The 18572-nt window shown below is 51.7% G+C and carries 20 protein-coding genes; 17 read left to right on the top strand and 3 right to left on the bottom strand.

What is annotated here, in order from left to right; genetic code table 11:
- Position 1 precedes the first annotated feature (1 nt).
- The 10 genes from murD (at position 2) to lpxC (ending at position 11081) form a co-directional block, all read left to right on the top strand.
- Complete coding sequence (gene murD, locus IT781_RS00705) at positions 2 to 1375, top strand: UDP-N-acetylmuramoyl-L-alanine--D-glutamate ligase (RefSeq protein ID WP_194968201.1); 1374 nt, start codon at positions 2 to 4, stop codon at positions 1373 to 1375.
- Positions 1372 to 2547, top strand: coding sequence for a putative lipid II flippase FtsW (gene ftsW, locus IT781_RS00710; RefSeq protein ID WP_194968202.1), 1176 nt, complete (start codon positions 1372 to 1374; stop codon positions 2545 to 2547). The genes murD and ftsW overlap by 4 nt, the downstream gene beginning before the upstream one ends.
- On the top strand, positions 2532 to 3587 hold the full coding sequence (gene murG / locus IT781_RS00715) for an undecaprenyldiphospho-muramoylpentapeptide beta-N-acetylglucosaminyltransferase (RefSeq protein WP_194968203.1): 1056 nt from the start codon (positions 2532 to 2534) through the stop codon (positions 3585 to 3587). Before ftsW ends, murG begins: the two co-directional genes overlap by 16 nt.
- A complete protein-coding gene (murC, locus tag IT781_RS00720) occupies positions 3584 to 5035 on the top strand; it encodes a UDP-N-acetylmuramate--L-alanine ligase (RefSeq protein WP_194968204.1) in 1452 nt (483 codons plus the stop codon). Before murG ends, murC begins: the two co-directional genes overlap by 4 nt.
- 23 nt (positions 5036 to 5058) lie before the next feature.
- Positions 5059 to 5946 carry a UDP-N-acetylmuramate dehydrogenase gene (gene murB / locus IT781_RS00725; RefSeq protein WP_194968205.1) on the top strand — a complete coding sequence of 296 codons (888 nt, stop codon included), beginning with the start codon at positions 5059 to 5061 and terminating at the stop codon, positions 5944 to 5946.
- The gene (locus IT781_RS00730; protein WP_194968206.1) at positions 5943 to 6875 is read left to right on the top strand and encodes a D-alanine--D-alanine ligase; all 933 of its coding nucleotides are present in this window, start codon (positions 5943 to 5945) and stop codon (positions 6873 to 6875) included. Before murB ends, IT781_RS00730 begins: the two co-directional genes overlap by 4 nt.
- Positions 6875 to 7678, top strand: coding sequence for a cell division protein FtsQ/DivIB (locus tag IT781_RS00735; RefSeq protein WP_194968207.1), 804 nt, complete (start codon positions 6875 to 6877; stop codon positions 7676 to 7678). The genes IT781_RS00730 and IT781_RS00735 overlap by 1 nt, the downstream gene beginning before the upstream one ends.
- Positions 7656 to 8882 (top strand): cell division protein FtsA, encoded by a 1227-nt coding sequence (gene ftsA, locus IT781_RS00740; protein ID WP_194968208.1) that lies wholly within the window; start codon positions 7656 to 7658, stop codon positions 8880 to 8882. Before IT781_RS00735 ends, ftsA begins: the two co-directional genes overlap by 23 nt.
- Before the next feature lie 32 nt (positions 8883 to 8914).
- Positions 8915 to 10075: a cell division protein FtsZ gene (ftsZ, locus tag IT781_RS00745; RefSeq protein WP_194968209.1), complete on the top strand. Its 1161-nt coding sequence runs from the start codon at positions 8915 to 8917 to the stop codon at positions 10073 to 10075.
- 82 nt (positions 10076 to 10157) lie between these two features.
- A complete protein-coding gene (lpxC, locus tag IT781_RS00750) occupies positions 10158 to 11081 on the top strand; it encodes a UDP-3-O-acyl-N-acetylglucosamine deacetylase (protein WP_194968210.1) in 924 nt (307 codons plus the stop codon).
- A gap of 13 nt (positions 11082 to 11094) precedes the next feature.
- Here the strand turns inward: lpxC and IT781_RS00755 are convergent, their stop codons facing one another.
- Complete coding sequence (locus IT781_RS00755) at positions 11095 to 11559, bottom strand: DUF721 domain-containing protein (RefSeq protein WP_194968211.1); 465 nt, start codon at positions 11557 to 11559, stop codon at positions 11095 to 11097.
- 109 nt (positions 11560 to 11668) lie between these two features.
- Here IT781_RS00755 and IT781_RS00760 point away from each other — a divergent pair, with 109 nt between their 5' ends.
- The 7 genes from IT781_RS00760 (at position 11669) to IT781_RS00790 (ending at position 17381) form a co-directional block, all read left to right on the top strand.
- Positions 11669 to 13453 (top strand): NAD(P)H-dependent oxidoreductase subunit E, encoded by a 1785-nt coding sequence (locus tag IT781_RS00760; RefSeq protein ID WP_194968212.1) that lies wholly within the window; start codon positions 11669 to 11671, stop codon positions 13451 to 13453.
- Positions 13446 to 14162, top strand: a complete 717-nt coding sequence (locus IT781_RS00765; protein WP_194968213.1) for a 2Fe-2S iron-sulfur cluster-binding protein — start codon at positions 13446 to 13448, stop codon at positions 14160 to 14162. Before IT781_RS00760 ends, IT781_RS00765 begins: the two co-directional genes overlap by 8 nt.
- A complete protein-coding gene (locus tag IT781_RS00770; protein WP_194968214.1) occupies positions 14152 to 14691 on the top strand; it encodes an NADP oxidoreductase in 540 nt (179 codons plus the stop codon). Before IT781_RS00765 ends, IT781_RS00770 begins: the two co-directional genes overlap by 11 nt.
- A 6-nt stretch (positions 14692 to 14697) precedes the next feature.
- Positions 14698 to 16200 carry a Ni/Fe hydrogenase subunit alpha gene (locus IT781_RS00775; RefSeq protein ID WP_194968215.1) on the top strand — a complete coding sequence of 501 codons (1503 nt, stop codon included), beginning with the start codon at positions 14698 to 14700 and terminating at the stop codon, positions 16198 to 16200.
- A complete protein-coding gene (locus IT781_RS00780; protein ID WP_194968216.1) occupies positions 16193 to 16693 on the top strand; it encodes a hydrogenase maturation protease in 501 nt (166 codons plus the stop codon). Before IT781_RS00775 ends, IT781_RS00780 begins: the two co-directional genes overlap by 8 nt.
- Positions 16690 to 16950 (top strand): hypothetical protein, encoded by a 261-nt coding sequence (locus IT781_RS00785; RefSeq protein WP_194968217.1) that lies wholly within the window; start codon positions 16690 to 16692, stop codon positions 16948 to 16950. Before IT781_RS00780 ends, IT781_RS00785 begins: the two co-directional genes overlap by 4 nt.
- Before the next feature lie 221 nt (positions 16951 to 17171).
- Positions 17172 to 17381 (top strand): cold-shock protein, encoded by a 210-nt coding sequence (locus tag IT781_RS00790; protein ID WP_194968218.1) that lies wholly within the window; start codon positions 17172 to 17174, stop codon positions 17379 to 17381.
- A 69-nt stretch (positions 17382 to 17450) separates the two neighbouring features.
- Here the strand turns inward: IT781_RS00790 and IT781_RS00795 are convergent, their stop codons facing one another.
- On the bottom strand, positions 17451 to 17966 hold the full coding sequence (locus IT781_RS00795; RefSeq protein WP_228778830.1) for a DUF3465 domain-containing protein: 516 nt from the start codon (positions 17964 to 17966) through the stop codon (positions 17451 to 17453).
- The gene (locus IT781_RS00800; RefSeq protein WP_194968219.1) at positions 17966 to 18550 is read right to left on the bottom strand and encodes a phosphoribosylglycinamide formyltransferase; all 585 of its coding nucleotides are present in this window, start codon (positions 18548 to 18550) and stop codon (positions 17966 to 17968) included. Before IT781_RS00800 ends, IT781_RS00795 begins: the two co-directional genes overlap by 1 nt.
- Positions 18551 to 18572: the final 22 nt, after the last annotated feature.

The raw sequence follows: 18572 nt of genomic DNA on the forward strand, positions 1-18572 counted from the left end.
AATGGATAAGACAGCGATTACAGAATTGTTAAAAAAGAATTTTGCGCTGGATCCACACAGCGCCAAGGTTTTAGTGGTCGGCCTTGGCGTAACAGGAATTTCAGCGGCACGTTATTTACAAAATCTGGGCATTAAGTTCGCTATCGTCGATAGCCGGGCTAAACCGCCGCTATTGGAGGAATTCTCCCAGCAGATGCCTGACGCCGCGGTTTTTACCGGCGGATTTGATGAAGCGGCTTTTAAGGTGGCTACGCATCTGGTCGTCAGTCCCGGTGTGTCGCTTAATGAGAACGCTATTGTCAAAGCCATTGCCAATGGCGCGAGAGTCGTCAGCGATATTGATCTGTTTGCCTGCTCTGTTGATGTGCCAGTTGTTGCGATTACCGGTTCCAACGGTAAAAGCACCGTGACAACCATGCTCGGCGAAATGGCGAAAGAAGCCGGCAAACGCGTGGGCGTAGGCGGAAATCTCGGGACGCCGGCTCTGGATTTGCTAGAGCAGGATGCGGAACTGTATGTGCTGGAGCTTTCAAGTTTTCAGCTGGAAAGAACCACTGTTTTCAATGCAGCGGCTGCTACCGTGCTTAATGTATCGGCGGATCATCTGGACAGGCATGCCGATATGGCCGGCTATGCTGTGGAAAAGCGCAGGGTTTTCGACGGCAATGGCGTTATGGTCATTAATGTTGATGACCCTGTTGTCAATGCGATGAAAGATGCAAACAGAGAAGTGCTCACATTTTCTATCAACAGCATGAAGGCGAATTTTTACCTTGCAGCAAAAGACGGCAAGGAATATCTGATGCACAATGACACGACACTGATGCCTCTGGCCGAATTGCCGCTTGAAGGTCGGCATAATGCGGCAAATGCGCTGGCCGCTCTGGCATTAGGCGTAGCTGTCGGATTGGATGAGCAGGCCATGTGCCGGGCATTGCAGAAATTTAAAGGGCTGGCGCACCGCATGCAGCGCGTCGCTGAAATACGCGGCGTCACTTGGGTCAATGATTCAAAGGCAACCAATATCGGTGCCTGCGTGGCGGCTTTGCAGGGGTATGACCGCAAAGTCATTCTGATTGCCGGGGGCGATGCCAAAGGAGCCGATATGAATGAGCTGATGCCCGTCATCAAAGAAAAAGCCAAAAGTGTCGTGTTGATGGGTAAGGATGCGGGACTGATCGAGCAGGCGCTCAATGGCTGTGTACCCGTTTATTCTGCTGAAAATATTTTTCAGGCGGTGCAGATTGCCGCCAATCTTGCAGATGCCGGTGAAAGCGTATTGCTTTCTCCAGCTTGTGCCAGTCTTGATCAGTTTAAAAATTATCAGGATCGCGGTGAGAAATTCACTAAAGCGGTGCTGGAGCTGGTTGCATGAGCGATCGCGCGAAAACGCCGCGGACCAGGCGACTGCATTTTGATCCGTTGTTGCTAGCGACGTGTACGAGCCTGCTGCTGATCGGTTTCATAATGGTGACGTCATCATCATTGCATTTAGGCGTAAAAATGGCCGATGACAGCCTGCATTATCCGATCAGGCAGCTGATACACATCGGCCTTGGATTATTCCTGGGTGCCGGCGTTATGGCGGTGCCCATGCAAACGTGGGAAAAATGGGGGCCGTGGCTGTTCATAACGGGCTTGCTGTTGCTGGTGATTGTGCTGGTGCCCGGCCTCGGCATAAGGGTCAACGGCAGCGTACGCTGGTTGTCATTAGGCGGTTTGCGCATACAGGTGTCGGAAGTCGTTAAATTCTTCGCCGTTATCTATATGGCGGGCTATGTTACTCGGCATGAGCAGTCTTTGCGCGAGTCAGCTTACGGGATTGTAAAACCTTTGGCGCTGTTTTCGTTGGCTTGCCTGTTATTGCTGATGGAGCCGGATTTTGGTTCGTCGGTAGTCATTTTATGCATCGCCATGGGCATTATGTTTCTCGCCGGTGCCAGATTGTCGCAATTCATTATTCTGCTGGCCGTAGTGGCCTTGCTGGCCGTCTTGCTGGTTTATTTTTCGCCTTACCGTCTGGTCCGGGTGACCAGTTTCATGAATCCTTGGGCCGATCCGCTGAATACGGGATTTCAGTTGGTGCAGGCGCTGATTTCTTTTGGGCGCGGCGAATGGTTGGGCGTGGGACTCGGCAGCGGCATACAGAAATTATTCTATTTGCCGGAAGCGCATACCGACTTCCTGTTTTCAGTGATTGGCGAAGAGTTGGGGCTGCTGGGCGTAGTGACTGTCATCGGCTTGTTTTCGTTACTGATATGGCGGACTTTTCAGGTGGCTGTCGAGGCAGAAAAGGCAGGGCAAAAATTCTCGGCTTTTGTTGCCTATGGGTTGGCCATCTGGTTTGGTTTTCAGTCGTTCGTCAATATGGGGGTCAACATGGGCATTTTGCCGACGAAGGGGCTGACTTTGCCGCTGATGAGTTACGGCGGCGGCAGTATGATGATTATGTGTTGCGCGGTGGCGCTGCTGTTTCGCGTGCAGAGCGAAGTTTATGAAATTAATGCCAACAGGCCTAAAGGAAAGTCGGAATGGGCAAGCGCATAGTCATCATGGCCGGCGGGACCGGCGGTCATGTGTTTCCGGCCTTGGCGGTCGCACAGTCGCTGGCGGAAAAAGGCTGGCAGGTCAGCTGGCTGGGTACGCGGAAAGGCTTGGAAAGCCGTGTCGTTCCCGAGAATGGCATTGAGATTGACTGGCTGTCGGTTTCGGGCGTGCGCGGCAAAGGCATCATGGCCAAATTAAAAGCCGTATTGACATTGGCAAAGGCTTGCATGCAGGCATTACGAGTCTTGCGGCGACGTAAACCCGACGTGGTGCTGGGCATGGGCGGATTTGTTGCAGGGCCAGGCGGACTGATGGCAAAACTGTTGGGCATACCTTTGATCATTCATGAGCAGAACCGTGTACCCGGTACGACAAACCGGCTGTTGGCAAAAATAGCCAATCGCATACTGGAGGCTTTCCCCGACAGTTTTAACAAGGAGGTGAAGGCTGAATGCACAGGCAATCCACTTCGGAAACAGTTTTTAAACCGGCTCGATGACCGCGGCAGGCGGAGCAATCAGGCTGTCCATATCCTGGTCGTGGGCGGCAGCCAGGGTGCCCAGGTATTGAATGAGGTTGTTCCGGAAGCGGTCAGGCAACTGAAAGATGCGCAGATCAAGCACCAGACCGGCACGGTCATGTTCGAGCAGGTCAAAAGCCGATATGAAGCTTTGGGCATTAATGCTGACGTAAGCGCTTTCATAGATGATATGGTGGCGGCCTATCAATGGGCTGATATGGTGATTTGCCGGGCCGGCGCGATGACCGTCAGTGAAGTCGCAGCTTTGGGGGTGCCGGCTATTTTTGTACCGCTGCCGCATGCCATTGACGATCATCAAACAGCGAATGCCCGCTATTTAACCGATGCCGGCGCCGGAATCTGCTTGATGCAGAAAGACTTGAATGCCTCAACGCTGGCAGAACAAATAACAAGAATGCTGAAACAACTGGATGTAATGAGTAGAACTGCAAAACAATGCGCCCGCCTGGATGCGACTGAAGTCGTTGCCGGCTATTGCATGGCCGAGGCCGGCTTATGAATTTCCCTAATGTACAGATGCCGACCCAGGTGTTAGGCAAAATCGACCGGATACATTTTGTCGGCATAGGCGGTACCGGCATGAGTGGTATCGCAGAAGTTTTATCCAATCTGGGCTATAAAGTCTCAGGTTCGGACATAAAAGAAAGCTCGGTCACGCAAAGGCTGGCCGGCTTGGGCGTAACCATCAATATCGGACATAAGCGCGAAAATGTTGCAAAAGCGGATGTGGTTGTTGCCTCAAGCGCCATAGACCGCAGCAATGAGGAAATCGACGAAGCGTATCTGAACAGAATACCGGTGATTCCGCGGGCGGAAATGTTGGCCGAGTTGATGCGCTTCAGGTTCGGCATTGCCGTAGCGGGCACGCACGGCAAAACCACCACGACCAGCCTGACAGCCAGCATGCTGGCCGAGGGCGGACTCGATCCGACTTTCGTCATCGGCGGCCGGCTGAACAGCGCGGGCAGCAATGCCAAGCTGGGGCTAGGGCATTATCTGGTTGCCGAGGCCGATGAGAGCGATGCGTCATTCCTGTATTTACAGCCGATGATGGCAATCGTCACCAATATCGACCAGGATCATATGGCGACTTACCAAGGCAGCTATCAGCGATTGAAGGAAACGTTCATTGAGTTTCTGCATCATTTGCCTTTTTATGGTTTGGCGGTCATGTGCATGGATGACGAAGGCGTCAGAGAAATTCTGCCGCACATCTCCAAGCCGGTAACCACTTATGGCGTGCATGCCGATGCCGATGTGCGAGCAATCAATATTAAACAGGAAGGCATGCATACTTCTTTTAAAGTGATTCGCCGGGGCGATCATCCGCCGCTGCAGGTCACCTTGAACATGCCCGGCTGGCACAATATGCTCAATGCGCTTGCGGCTATCAGCATCGCGACCCATCTGAATGTCGATGATGAGGCGATCATCAACAGCCTGGGCGCATTCAAAGGCGTCGGCAGACGGTTTCAAATTCAGGGCGATCTGGAAATCGCCGGCGGGCAGCTGACATTCGTTGACGACTATGGCCACCACCCGCGCGAGATTGCCGCAACACTGGAAGCCTTACGGCAGGCCTGGCCGGACAGACGTTCGATTGTTATTTTTCAGCCGCACCGCTATACGCGTACACGGGACTTGTTTGAGGATTTTGTCAAAGTCCTTTCTACCGTTGATGTACTGATTCTGATGGATGTTTATGCGGCAGGAGAAGCGGTTATTCCCGGCGCAGATGGAAGAGCATTAAGCAGGGCTATTCGCTTGCGCGGCCAGGTTGATCCGGTATTCGTCGAAGACTGGGAAGATCTGCCGCAAATACTGGCCGGCATCGTAAAGCCTGATGACGTGATTTTAACAATGGGGGCCGGCAATGTGGGGCAAGTCGCCACGCAATTGCCGCAGCTGCTATCGGACGCTTTCGGGTCAATAACTTGTCAGGATTGAAAGAAGAAAGATTGGATCTTGCGATGAAAGGGCGATTGTTAAATCACGAAAAACTGGCGAAATATACCAGCTGGCGAGTCGGCGGACCGGCTGACCGGTTATATATGCCATTTGATCGACAGGATTTGATAAATTTCATAGCGGAACTGTCTAATGTGGAAGGCACAGCTTCAGGACCAGTATTCTGGATGGGACTGGGCAGCAATTTGCTGATCAGGGATGGCGGCATACGCGGCACGGTCATCAATACCAAAGGCCGGTTGAAAGAAATGAGATTGACCCCGGATGGGTCGATTTATGTCGAGGCCGGCGTTCCTTGCGCGCATGTGGCGCGCTTCTGCGCGGAGCAAGGACTTGTCGGTGCCGAGTTTCTGGCAGGCATACCAGGAACGATGGGCGGCGCCCTGAAGATGAACGCCGGCGCCTTTGGCGGCGAAACCTGGAATATTGTTAAAAGCGTGGACATGTTGAATTCGAAAGGCCAGGTTCATATCCGGCTGCCTGAGGATTTCGAGATTAGCTACCGTTCGGTGAAAGGCTGTGACGATGAATGGTTTCTGGCGGCGCATCTAACGCTGCAGCAAGGCGACACAGCAGAGAGTATGCAGCGCATAAAAGGTTTGCTGGAAAAACGGGCGCAAACGCAGCCGACCAACCAGCCGAGCTGCGGATCGGTATTTAAAAATCCGCAAGGCGACTATGCGGCAAGGCTTATAGAGCAGACCGGTTTAAAGGGCTATGCCATAGGCGGCGCCTGCGTGTCGGAAAAACATGCGAATTTTATTATTAATACCGGCACGGCGACGGCTGCCGATATCGAAGCCTTAATTAATTATGTTCAGATTAAAGTAATGGAAAGTCAGGGGGTTGAGTTGCAGACTGAAGTTTGTATGGTAGGCGTAGCATTATGAAGCCGTTGAAGATTAAAGAGGCGCGAGAATTCGGCCGGGTTGCCGTGTTGATGGGCGGGGCTGCCGCTGAAAGAGAAGTTTCATTGAAAAGCGGCGCCGCCGTGTACGACGCTTTAAAGCGCCAAGGCATTGATGCAATCGCCATTGATGTGACAGGCAATCCCGTAGAAGCACTGGCCGGGCTTAAGGTTGACCGGGTATTCAACATCATTCATGGACGGGGAGGTGAAGACGGCGTGCTTCAGGCGGTTCTGGATGTGATGGGCATCCCCTATACCGGCAGCGGCGTTCTGGCCTCGGCATTGAGTATGGATAAACTCCGAACCAAGCTGTGCTGGCAGGGTTACGGATTGGTCACGCCCAAATGGTTCTTGCTGAAAGATGAACATGATCTGGACGATTGCATAGCACAGTTGGGCTTCCCGGTTATTGTGAAGCCGGCTCAGGAAGGCTCCAGCATAGGCATGAGCAAGGCATCCAATCGCGATGAGCTGCAAAGAGCGCTGAAAACGGCGGCAGAATTCCGTTGCGATGTCTATGCGGAGTCTTGGGTGGCAGGCAAGGAATATACGGTTGGTGTATTGAACGGCGAGGCATTGCCGGTCATACGCCTGGAAACGCCGCATGCGTTTTATGATTATGAAGCGAAATACAAGGCCACCACGACTCAATATCACTGTCCATGCGGCTTGAACCAGGACGACGAGTTGCAGTTGCGTGATCTGGCCGTGAAAGCCAGCCAGGTGCTAGGCGTTAAAGGATGGGCAAGACTCGATGTGTTTGTCGATGATGCCGGACAATATCAATTGATTGAGATTAATACCGTACCGGGCATGACGGATCACAGTCTGGTGCCGATGGCGGCTAAACAGGCCGGCATTGATTTTGATGAATTGGTTTGGCGGATATTGGAAACCAGTATCGGCTAATGAATAAATACGCGGTAAGAATTCTGGCGGCCGCATTATTGCTGACAGGTTTGATCTGGCTGTACAGGCAGGATGTCAAGAGCTACGGCTCCGACACGATGCCCATTAAATACGTCAGGATAGAAGGCGTCTTTCAATACCTTAGCAAGGATGAGATAAAAACGGCGCTGCAGCCGCTGGTTATGACCAGTTTTTTCTCAGCGGATATGCAGGCGATACACGAAGCTGTCGCGCAACTGCCATGGGTGCAGACCGCTACGGTTAAACGGGTCTGGCCGGATGCGATTGACATAAAAGTATATGAAAGGAAACCTTATGTACGATGGGGGCAACACAGCCTGTTGAATGAAAGAGGCGAATTGTTTACTCCGAAGAATGTAGAACAATTTCAGACATTGCCTATGCTTGTAGGGCCGGAGCAGCAACACAGGAAAGTTCTGGAAATAATGAAGGGCATTAAAACAGTGCTGGCGGATCAGTCTATGGAGTTGGCCGAGTTTAGCATCGATGACCGGTGGGCATGGAAAATCAGGCTGGCAACCGGTATGGAGATACTGCTGGGACGAAATGAGCCGTTAAAGAAACTGCAGCGTTTCTTGAAGACGCTGGCCGTATTTGGGCCAGAGCAGGTTGATGCAATGGCTGTGGTTGATTTGAGATATCCCAATGGCTATGGCGTTTCATGGAAACCCGGAACTGCTGAAATTGACTGGAAAAAAATTGCAAACCCCGAAAACGAAACAGATGGGCGATTAGAAAAGGCGACACAGAGTAAACAAAATGGCGAAAAAAACAGAGCGTAATTTAATAGTCGGACTGGACATTGGGACTTCCAAGGTCGCTGCTATTGTGGGTGAGCTTACCGGTGAAGGCAGAGTAGAAGTCATAGGCATCGGCTCAACAGCGTCGCGCGGACTGAAAAAAGGTGTAGTCGTTAATCTTGAATCGACCGTGCAATCCATACAGCGGGCCGTGGAAGAGGCTGAATTAATGGCAGGGTGCCAGATCAGGTCCGTATTCGCAGGCATTGCAGGCAGCCATATCAGAAGTCTTAACTCTCATGGCATCGTGGCGATCAAAGACAAGGAAGTGACTCAATATGATATCGACAGGGTCATTGATTCCGCCCGCGCAGTCGCTATCCCTGCCGATCAGAAGATTATTCATATTCTGCCGCAGGAATTTGTCATTGATCTCCAGGAGGGCATTAAAGAGCCTATCGGCATGTCAGGCATACGTCTGGAAGCGAAAGTTCACATGGTCACGGGCAGCGTCAGCGCCGCCCAGAATATCATCAAGTGTATCCGCCGTTGCGGGCTTGAGGTTGAGGATATTGTGCTGGAACAGTTGGCGTCATGCAATTCGGTGCTGACCGAAGATGAAAAGGAACTGGGCGTCTGTTTGATTGATATCGGCGGCGGCACTACGGATATCGCTATTTTTGTCGATGGCGCGATCAAACATACGGCCGTCATTCCGATAGCCGGCGATCAGGTCACCAATGACATTGCCGTTGCCTTGCGCACGCCCACCTTCAATGCGGAAGAGATCAAGCAAAAATATGCCTGTGCATTAACGCAATTAGCCAATATTGATGGCGTCATTGAAGTGCCCAGCATCGGCGACAGGGCTCCGCGCAAGATTTCGGTGCAAAGTCTGTCAGAGATTATAGAGCCACGTTATGAAGAGCTGATGCTGCTGGTACAGGCGGAACTGAGGCGCAGTGGATATGAAGAATTGATTGCCGCCGGAGTTGTCTTGACCGGCGGCAGTTCAAAAGTGATGGGATTGATCGAACTGGCGGAAGAAATTTTTCATATGCCGGTCCGCATGGGTATCCCGCAAAATGTGACTGGACTAACCGAAGTTGTGAGAAATCCAGTTCACTCAACAGGGGTCGGTTTATTAATGTATGGAAAAGAGCATCAGAGCGGCGACAGAATCATTGATTCCGAGAGTTCTGGATTGTTTTTAAAAATAAAGAGTTGGTTTCAGGGTAATTTTTAGTATTCGTAGGGTTTATTTAAGGGGCAGCGAAAATGAAATATGAATTAATGGATATGTGTACTGAAACGGCCAATATCAAAGTTATTGGTGTTGGCGGCGGTGGCGGTAATGCGGTCAATCACATGATTGACAGTCACATTGAAGGTGTGGAGTTTATCTGTGCGAATACCGATGCGCAGGCTTTGAGAAGATTGAATGTCGGTACGATTATCCAGTTGGGCGTTGAGTTGACTAAAGGCCTTGGCGCAGGCACTAATCCGGATATCGGAAGACAGGCGGCGGAAGAAAATAAGGAACGCATCAGAGAAGTGATTGAAGGCGCGGACATGCTGTTTTTGACTGCGGGCATGGGCGGAGGCACCGGTACGGGGGCTATTCCGGTTATTGCAGAAATTGCCAGAAGTATGGGGATTCTGACTGTGGCGGTCGTGACTAAACCCTTCCTGTTCGAAGGCAAGAAAAAGTTGGCGGTTGCGGAAAGAGGCATTAAAGAACTCGAGCAATATGTCGATTCATTGATCACGATTCCGAATCAGAAGTTGCTGCGGGTACTGGGCAGCAGCGTCTCTCTGGTCAATGCATTCAAGGCGGCCAACGGCGTATTGCTGGACGCGGTGCAAGGCATTACTGAACTCATCGTGCATCCGGGCATGATCAACGTGGACTTTGCCGACGTCAGAACCGTCATGGCCGGCATGGGCGCCGCGATCATGGGGACAGGATCGGCAACAGGCGAGCATCGTGCCCGCGAAGCGGCTGAAAAAGCCATTGCCTGCCCATTGTTGGAAGATATCAATTTACAAGGCGCAAGAGGCATTCTGGTCAATATTTCTGCCGCCGATATGGGTATTGCCGAGTTTGACGAAGTCGGTAATATTGTCCATGAGTTTGCTTCCGAAGATGCAATCATCAAGATCGGCACCGCTATTGATCCTGAGCTGGGCGATGAAATTAAGGTCACTGTCGTCGCGACAGGCATGGGATTGGCGGCGTCATCAGCTAAAGGGGGGCCGGTTAAACTGGTACAGAAAGCGGCGGCTGGCGAGGTCGACTATGGCGTACTCGATAAACCGACCGTCATACGCCAGAACAGGCCTGAAACCAGGGAAAATCGGTTCGGAGCGCAACCTAAAAAAGATATCGATCTGGATTATCTGGATATTCCGGCTTTCCTGAGACGGCAGGCCGACTAGACGGAAAGTCGACTTAATCTCTTTTTTGGCCTGGTTGTGGTAGAATTCCTGTTTTGCCCCTTAATTCGGCGTCCTTTATTTTATGATTAAACAGCGAACTTTAAAAAATACAATCAGGGCTACAGGCGTAGGGCTGCATACGGGCGATAAAGTGTATTTGACTTTACGCCCTGCAGAACCGAATACCGGTATTAAATTTCGCCGCGTTGATTTAGATGAGCCGGTTGTCATTGATGCTTCACCGGAAAATGTCGGCGAAACAATGCTTTCAACAACGCTGGTTGCAGGTGACGTAAAAATTTCAACCATAGAACATCTGCTTTCGGCGTTTGCCGGATTGGGCATCGATAATGCGATTATCGATGTCAGTGCTGCGGAAGTTCCTATCATGGACGGAAGCGCCGGCCCTTTTGTGTTTTTGCTACAGTCGGCCGGGGTTGAGGAGCAGGATAGTCCAAAACAGTATATTCGCATAAAGCGCAGCATCAGAGTTGAAGACGGTGATAAATGGGCGGCTTTCGAGCCATTTGAGGGTTTTAAGGTGACGTTTACCATCGATTTTGAGCACCCGGCATTTGATGAGCGCGTCAAAACTGCAACAATGGATTTCTCGTCCACGACTTTTGTGAAGGAAGTAAGCCGAGCCAGAACCTTCGGTTTCATGAAGGATATCGATATGCTCCGGCAAAATAATCTTGCGTTGGGAGGCAGTCTCGATAACGCCATCGTGGTGGATGACGATAAGATTCTCAATGAGGATGGCTTACGTTGTGCGGATGAGTTCGTTAAGCACAAAATTCTTGATGCGATCGGCGACCTGTACCTCCTGGGGCATAGTTTGATCGGTGCCTTTACCGGTTATAAGTCCGGGCATGGACTGAACAACAAATTATTGCGTACTTTATTGAATGATAAAGACGCGTGGGAAATGGTTACGTTTGATGAAGAAGAAGACGCGCCGATTTCCTTCATGCGCTCCGCGCAATCACCGCGGTCCGCTGCATAAAGTCCGCTTCGGGCTATCCGGCATCGTCGGATAGCCGCTGCAGCGTTGCGCTTAACTTCAGCAACGCCTGCTTCAACTGATTATCCGGAACATTTAGGCCCAGGTTCCGGATGATTTCAATTTTGTCCTTTGCTGGCACATTGGCTCTCCTGATGGGTTTTTCATAAAGGCTTTTCTGCTCGGTAAGGATTTTAACCTGCATAAGGGCGACAGGTTCTCGCGTGATTGGCGCAACAGCGGCAAGAATGGCTTGGCTATAAAAGCGCAACTGTGATGCCCAGGCCGCAGAATCCGTATAAATCAGCAATTTCTTATCGTTTATTACGCAATAGCGCGCCTGTTTTGCCAAGGCTTCCGGCAGTGCCTCTCGAATGTGTTGCAGAATCTGACGTTGCTGCTCGATCCGGCTGTAAAAATGGGCAATGGCCCGGTTTGGAAACGATAGCGCCGCTTTAAATGCGACTGGTTTTTTAGCCATGTATGTGTGAAAAGGTTCTTACAGGAATGTTGGATTATTTAAGAAATTATCATATAGTGACAAAGAAGTTCATTTTCTCATACTGTAAATACGCAACCAGGCGGATAAAATGAAACAATTCATTCAGGATCTTGCAGAAAAACACAACAACCAGGAAAAACAGCTGCTTCAGATCCTGCGAGAGATTCAGGCCTGCTACCATTATATCCCGGAACAGGCGATAGAACAGTTATCCGGATTATTGTCCATTCCCCGGACGCGAATCACCGGCGTAGTCGAATTCTACAGCTTTTTGCACTTGACCCCCAGGGGGCAGTATGAACTGCTGATCAGCGATTGCATTACCGACCACATGCGGGACAAAAAAGACCTGACCGGTTATTTGGCAGAAAAACTGAACGTGGCTGTCGGCGCGGTGCGTAAAGACGGCTTGGTTAGCCTCGATAACACCTCCTGTACGGGCATGTGTGATCAGGGCCCTGCCGGCATGGTTAACGGCTATGCCTTAACCCGTCTGGACCGGGACCGGATTGACCGGATCGCTGATTTGATCAATCGCCGGGAGCCATTGGCTGCGTGGCCGGCTGATCTGTTCTATGTCGACGACACTGTAGCCAAGCCAGGGCTTTTATTAAAACAGCCCATTATGCAAGGCGCCGCGCTCAGAGCGGCCTTTAAAAGAGGTCTGAAAGCCACGCTGGCGGAAATTGAGCAATCCGGTTTGCGAGGCCGAGGCGGAGCCGGTTTCAAGACGGCCATGAAATGGGCGTTTTGCACCGGTGAAGCTCAGAGCGAGCGCTATGTCGTCTGTAACGCCGATGAAGGCGAGCCCGGCACATTTAAGGATCGAGTGCTGTTGAATTCCTTTGCACATCAGGTCTTTGAAGGCATGACCCTGTGCGCAGCGATTACCGGCGCCAGGCAGGGCTTCCTGTATTTGCGCGGCGAGTATCTGCACCTCTATGACCGTTTACAGGAAATCTTGCATCAACGCAGACAGGCTGGCCTGCTAGGAAGCAATATTCTCAGGGAGGGGCTGGATTTTGATATCGACATCCACCTCGGCGCTGGCGCTTATATCTGCGGTGAAGAATCGGCACTGATCGAATCGCTGGAAGGCAAGGCGGGCATTCCGCGCAACCGCCCGCCTTATCCCGTTACGCACGGGTATCTCGGCAAGCCGACGGTAGTCAACAATGTCGAGACATTTTTTGCCGCGAGCGCGATTGCCGTCAATGGCGCCGACTGGTTCACACAGGTTGGAACGGAGAAATCAGCGGGTACGAAAATTCTCAGCATCAGCGGGGACTGCGCCAGACCCGGCATCTATGAATATGCGTTCGGCACAACCATTCAGACGGTATTGAATGATTGCGGTGCGATGGATGTGCTGGGCGTGCAGATGGGCGGTCCTTCCGGCACGTTTATTTCCAACCAGGAATTCGACCGCAAGCTGGCTTTCGAGGATCTGGCAACCGGCGGATCAGTCATTATCTTTAACGAAAGCCGTAACATTTTCGATATCGTCCATAACTTCACGCACTTTTTTGCGCATGAAAGCTGCGGATTTTGCACGCCATGCCGGGTTGGAACTTCGTTATTGAGGAAGCAGGTCGCTAAAATTCATGAAGGGCATGGCTCGGCCGGCGATGTCGCGGCCCTTGAAGAATTGGGCCGGCTGATCAAGGGCTACAGTCACTGCGGCCTGGGGCAAACGGCCGCCAATCCGGTGCTGACGACTTTGGAGCGCTATCCTGAGCTGTATCAGAACAAATTGAAGAAAATCAGTTACGAGCCGGGATTTGATCTGGATGGGGCGCTGGATATCGCCAGACGCCTGGCTCAGCGCGATGATGCCGCGGCTCATTTATCTCAGGTGGGGGATCATGACTAAAACCATTACGATTGACGGCAAGACCATCCCTTTCGAAGAGGGGCAGACCATTATGGAGGCCGCGGCTGCGGCCGGCGTTTATATCCCGCATTTGTGCCATCATCCGGAATACGCGCCGCACGGCAGCTGCAAGCTGTGCTCGGTCTCCGTGAATGGCCGGTCCTGCACTGCCTGCACATTCCCGGCCATGGAAGGGCAGGAAATACTCAATGACACCAGGGAACTGAATGACAGCCGGCGCAGAATCACACAAATGCTGTTCGTGGAAGGCAATCATTTATGCCCGGGCTGCGAAAAAAGCGGCAATTGCCAGTTGCAGGCCGTCGGCTATTACCTGAATATGCTCGACAACCATTTCCTGCACTTCTTTCAACCGCGTCAACTGGATGCTTCGCATCCCGATGTGCTGGTCGATCGCAACCGCTGCATTTTTTGTACGCTGTGCGTGCGTGCCAGTCATAGGGATGGCAAGGACGTGTTCGCGATCAGCGGCCGCGGCATCAACAAGCGGCTGATTTTCAATTCCGAGAGCGGCCTGTTAAAGGACACCGATCTGGACGTCAATGATCGGGCCGCGCATATCTGTCCTACTGGGGCCATTCTGATCAAACGCACCGGATTTACTGTCCCGATCGGCGAGCGCCTGTTTGACGACAAGACCATTGCCGAAACCAGTCTGGATTATGAACGGGGTAATCATGACGGATAAAGTCAAAGTAGCAACCGTGTCGCTGGCAGGCTGTTTCGGCTGCCATATGTCGCTGCTCGATATTGATGAACGCATAGTGCAGCTGGCTGATCAGGTTGAATTCATCCGCTCGCCGCTTACCGATATAAAGCGCTGCACCGATTGCGATATAGGTCTGATCGAGGGCGGGGTGTGCAACTCGGAAAATGTTCATACACTACGGGAATTTCGCAAGCACTGCAGGATTCTGGTAGCTGTCGGCGCCTGCGCCATTAACGGCGGCCTGCCCAATTATAGAAATTATGTGCCGCTGGAAGAATGTCTGGGGGAATCTTATCTGGACGGGATCGGCGTCGAGAACCCGCATATCCCCAATGATCCCGAGCTGCCTTTGTTACTGGACAAGGTGTATCCGGTGCATGAAGTCGTCAAGATTGACTATTTTCTACCGGGCTGCCCGCCTGCGGCTGATGTATTCTGGAAATTCCTGACCGATCTGCTGGAAGGGCGCGACCCTGCACTGCCTTATGAATTGATCCACTACGACTAGATGCCTATGTACGATTATTTGGAAACGGCCGAAAATCCGGAAAACCTGAAGCGCGTTGCCATCGATCAGGTTTCGCGCGTCGAAGGGCACGGCAAGATCACCTTACTGCTGGATCAGGACAACAAAGTCAAACAGGCCCGGCTGCATATCGTCGAATTCCGGGGCTTCGAGCGTTTCATGCAGGGCCGGCCTTACTGGGAGTTTCCGGTTATCGTGCAGCGCCTGTGCGGCATTTGTCCGATCAGCCATCAATTGGCCGCCGGCAAGGCCATCGATCAACTGGTCGGCGTTGATCCGCAGAATTTGCCGCCTGCCGCCGACAAGCTAAGGCGCCTGCTGCACTTCGGGCAGGTGCTGCAGTCCCATGCCTTGCATTTCTTTTATCTGGCCAGTCCGGATTTGCTGTTCGGCTTTGAAAGCGATCTCAATAAGCGCCACATTGTGGCCGTACTGGAAGCCTATCCGGATATCGGCCTGCAGGGCATCAAGCTGCGCAAATACGGTCAGGAAGTCATCCGCATGATCTGCGGCAAACGCATACATGGGACGGGGGCCATTGCCGGCGGCATGAACAAGTCCTTGACTCAGACAGAGCGTGACTACCTGCTGCAGGATATCGATCAGATAATAGCTTGGGCGGCAGGCGCAGTAGAACTGGTTAAAAAGGTGCACGGCTCCAACCTGCCGTATTACGATCAGTTTGCCGCGATACGCAGTAATTATCTGGGCCTAACCAGGCCTGACGGCGCGCTGGAGCTTTATCATGGCGGCTTGCGCGCCAGGAACGATAAAGGCGAGACCATCATCGATCATGTAGACTATTGCCGATATAACGACTATATCCATGAAGAAGTACGTTCATGGAGCTATATGAAATTCCCTTATCTATTGGCGCTGGGCAAGGAGAACGGTTGGTATCGCGTAGGTCCTTTGGCTCGCGTCAATAACTGCGATTACATCGATACGCCGTTAGCGGAAACTGCGCGGCTGGAATTCAAGGCGTACGGCGGTGAAGCCATGGTGCACAGCACGCTGGCTTATCATTGGACGCGCATGATCGAAGCCCTGCATTGCGCCGAACGCATCAAGGAACTGCTGAACGATCCTGAAATCATGAGCCACGATCTGGTTGCGAAAGGTGAGAAACGCTGTGAAGGCATTGGCGTGATCGAGGCGCCGCGCGGCACATTGTTTCATCATTACCGTGCCAACGAAGACGGTCTTGTCACCAAGGTGAATCTGATCGTTTCGACCACTAGCAACAATATGGCCATGAATGAGTCCGTGCGACAGGTCGCGTCAGAGTATCTGTCCGGTCAGGAATTGACGGAGCCGTTGTTAAATAATCTGGAGGTCGCCGTTCGCGCCTATGATCCCTGTTTGTCCTGCGCGACGCATGCCGTCGGAAAAATGCCGCTGCAGCTGGAATTGATCGATGTAGAAGGCAAGCTGATCGATAGGCTGGTCAGGCACAGCGACGGTGAATTCGAGCATAACCTGGATGGTTAAGCCGGTCCTGCTATTCGGCTATGGGAATCTCAGCCGCGGCGACGATGCCCTGGGGCCGCTGTTGCTGGAGTTCGTTGAATCCCATTTGGACCTGGACAATATCGATATATTATCCGATTTTCAGCTGCAGATCGAACATGCGCTGGATCTTGAGAACAGAGCTTTGGTTTTGTTTGTCGATGCGTCCGTATCCTGCGCGAAAGCATTCGATTTTGCCGAACTCAGTCCGGCACGCGACAAAAGCTACAGCACACACGCACTGAATCCTTCCGCGGTTCTGGCCGTGTATCAGGATGTCAAGAAACAAACGCCGCCGCCGTGTTTCCTGCTGAGCATTAGAGCGCAGCAATTCGAATTCGGCTCCGGATTGAGCCTGGAAGCTGAGGTTTGCTTAACGCAGGCCAGTCAGCTTGCGGCACTGTTATTGAATAATCCGGCGCTCGGTTTTTGGCGGCGGCAGGCAACGTCATGCAAGGAAGAGAGTCATGCATGAGATGTCATTGCTTGAAAATGTGCGGGAAACGCTGGAAAAAACATGCTAAAAGCCAGGCCACCAGGATGATACTGGAAATCGGCAAGTTGTCCTTTTGTAGATCCGGCCGCCTTGCGGTTTGGTTTCAATATGATCATGAAGGGCTCGCTCAATATGCCGGACAGATTAATCCAGCCTTTCAGATCATCAAGTTATCGGCGGCCAAAGGCGGTTATTTCTTCGATCGGCTGGCCCGGAATATCAAGTCGGCGTCGTAAGCGGCTGACTATCTGGAAAAAGATTGATTTAATAAATTGACATGCCTGGAATGCCCATATAGAATGACCGTTAGCTCGAAATACGATTTACCGCATGTTTATCTTTACGAAGTTCTTCTGTAGTTGCTCGTCCTGTTTATCATTAAGTAATTCTTCATTTCCCAGCTCCACCGGCCTTAACAGGCTAAATTACTAATTTTTATTTTAATAGGATTGCAATTATGGCTTCCACTACTACCGGTACCGTTAAATGGTTTAACTCTGAAAAAGGCTTCGGCTTTATTCAACAAGAAAACGGCCCTGATGTATTTGTTCATTTTCGTAACATTAACGGCTCCGGCTTTAAATCCCTTGATGAAGGCCAAAGAGTACAGTTTGTTGTGACTCAAGGCCAAAAAGGCCCGCAAGCAGAAGAAGTAACTATCATCTAATTTGCGTAAAAGCCGTAGCAGTCAAAAGGCTGCTACGGCTTTTTTATGCCCGTTTATTAAAGCAGCAAGCTACTCATATCTCCTGCCGTTATAGGTTAGCCATCCTCCTTCATGCTGGCCTTGCGGATCATGATGCGTCCAGTGAATGACGCCGCCTTTATTGTTCCACTCATACTCGCCGGAGAAGCTGATCATTGATCCTTCGCTGATGCCCTCGACTTTGGGCGCTAGATCGATGTTATGCGCAATCAATACGGACTGGCCGGAACTTAACCGCACGATAAAGCGCTGATGCCGCGAGCCGTTGGTATCGTCCGGCAGTATTTTGACAATCGTGCCGGCTTGTCTGACTTGTATGTTGCTGCGCTGGTTTTCGAAAGCGTCAGTTAGGGTATTTAGGTCGGTAAAGTCTTGAACATCGCTTTGTCGGCTTTCAAAATCACCTGTTAGGCTTTTTAGGCCGGTAAGACCGTTTTTATCAGTTGAGGCTGGCTTATTTTCACAACCGGGCAGCAGCATGCCTGCGCCGCCGGCAATCAAAAAAGCCAAGGCTGCTTTTCTGATCAAGGCTTTAGTCGAGCGCATTACAGCTTTCCCTCAACGATATCCTTAAGCGTTTCCAAGTAGAGATCGCCTTCCGTTGCCTGTACGCGGGCACGCAAAGAAGCGACCGTGTCGTCAGGCAAAACCGGTACATGGCTCTGCTTGAGTACGGGACCTTCGTCATAGCGCTCGTTGATCAGATGCACGGAGGCGCCGGAGACCGTGTCGCCCGATTTCAGCACGGCTTCATGGACGCGATCCCCGTAGAGGCCGTGGCCGCCGTGCTTCGGCAATAGCGCCGGATGTATGTTCAGGATATGCCCGTTAAAGCGCGTCAGCGTATGCGGGCCGATTTTTTTCATATAGCCCGACAGCACGACCAGATCGGTCTGGGCCTCAGTCAGCGTGTTCATAATCGCCAGGTCTTCGCTTTCCGGATCGGGATGCGTTTTGGCATTGATCAGATGCACGGGGATATGCTGTTCCTGACACCAGCGCAATATGGCTGAATCTGAATTGTTGGTGATGACCACGCCCAATTCGGCGGCCAAGGCTTTTTGCTCAATGGCGGCGATGATATGTCTGGCGGAAGAGCCTCCGTGCGAGGCGATAAAACTGATTTTCATGAGTATTAGTCGTTATTAAATT

Source organism: Methylobacter sp. BlB1, assembly GCF_015476545.1.
Lineage (GTDB): Bacteria > Pseudomonadota > Gammaproteobacteria > Methylococcales > Methylomonadaceae > Methylobacter.

Bases quoted from the DNA above. Each gene is read 5' to 3' on its own strand.
- murG (WP_194968203.1), top strand. From the start codon at position 2,532: ATGGGCAAGCGCATAGTCATCATGGCCGGCGGGACCGGCGGTCATGTG.
- IT781_RS00770 (WP_194968214.1), top strand. From the start codon at position 14,152: ATGACGGATAAAGTCAAAGTAGCAACCGTGTCGCTGGCAGGCTGTTTC.
- murB (WP_194968205.1), top strand. From the start codon at position 5,059: ATGAAAGGGCGATTGTTAAATCACGAAAAACTGGCGAAATATACCAGC.
- IT781_RS00755 (WP_194968211.1), bottom strand. From the start codon at position 11,559: ATGGCTAAAAAACCAGTCGCATTTAAAGCGGCGCTATCGTTTCCAAAC.
- IT781_RS00735 (WP_194968207.1), top strand. From the start codon at position 6,875: ATGAATAAATACGCGGTAAGAATTCTGGCGGCCGCATTATTGCTGACA.
- murC (WP_194968204.1), top strand. From the start codon at position 3,584: ATGAATTTCCCTAATGTACAGATGCCGACCCAGGTGTTAGGCAAAATC.
- ftsA (WP_194968208.1), top strand. From the start codon at position 7,656: ATGGCGAAAAAAACAGAGCGTAATTTAATAGTCGGACTGGACATTGGG.
- ftsZ (WP_194968209.1), top strand. From the start codon at position 8,915: ATGAAATATGAATTAATGGATATGTGTACTGAAACGGCCAATATCAAA.
- IT781_RS00780 (WP_194968216.1), top strand. From the start codon at position 16,193: ATGGTTAAGCCGGTCCTGCTATTCGGCTATGGGAATCTCAGCCGCGGC.
- lpxC (WP_194968210.1), top strand. From the start codon at position 10,158: ATGATTAAACAGCGAACTTTAAAAAATACAATCAGGGCTACAGGCGTA.
- ftsW (WP_194968202.1), top strand. From the start codon at position 1,372: ATGAGCGATCGCGCGAAAACGCCGCGGACCAGGCGACTGCATTTTGAT.
- IT781_RS00765 (WP_194968213.1), top strand. From the start codon at position 13,446: ATGACTAAAACCATTACGATTGACGGCAAGACCATCCCTTTCGAAGAG.
- IT781_RS00775 (WP_194968215.1), top strand. From the start codon at position 14,698: ATGTACGATTATTTGGAAACGGCCGAAAATCCGGAAAACCTGAAGCGC.
- IT781_RS00795 (WP_228778830.1), bottom strand. From the start codon at position 17,966: ATGCGCTCGACTAAAGCCTTGATCAGAAAAGCAGCCTTGGCTTTTTTG.
- IT781_RS00785 (WP_194968217.1), top strand. From the start codon at position 16,690: ATGAGATGTCATTGCTTGAAAATGTGCGGGAAACGCTGGAAAAAACAT.
- murD (WP_194968201.1), top strand. From the start codon at position 2: ATGGATAAGACAGCGATTACAGAATTGTTAAAAAAGAATTTTGCGCTG.
- IT781_RS00760 (WP_194968212.1), top strand. From the start codon at position 11,669: ATGAAACAATTCATTCAGGATCTTGCAGAAAAACACAACAACCAGGAA.
- IT781_RS00730 (WP_194968206.1), top strand. From the start codon at position 5,943: ATGAAGCCGTTGAAGATTAAAGAGGCGCGAGAATTCGGCCGGGTTGCC.
- IT781_RS00790 (WP_194968218.1), top strand. From the start codon at position 17,172: ATGGCTTCCACTACTACCGGTACCGTTAAATGGTTTAACTCTGAAAAA.
- IT781_RS00800 (WP_194968219.1), bottom strand. From the start codon at position 18,550: ATGAAAATCAGTTTTATCGCCTCGCACGGAGGCTCTTCCGCCAGACAT.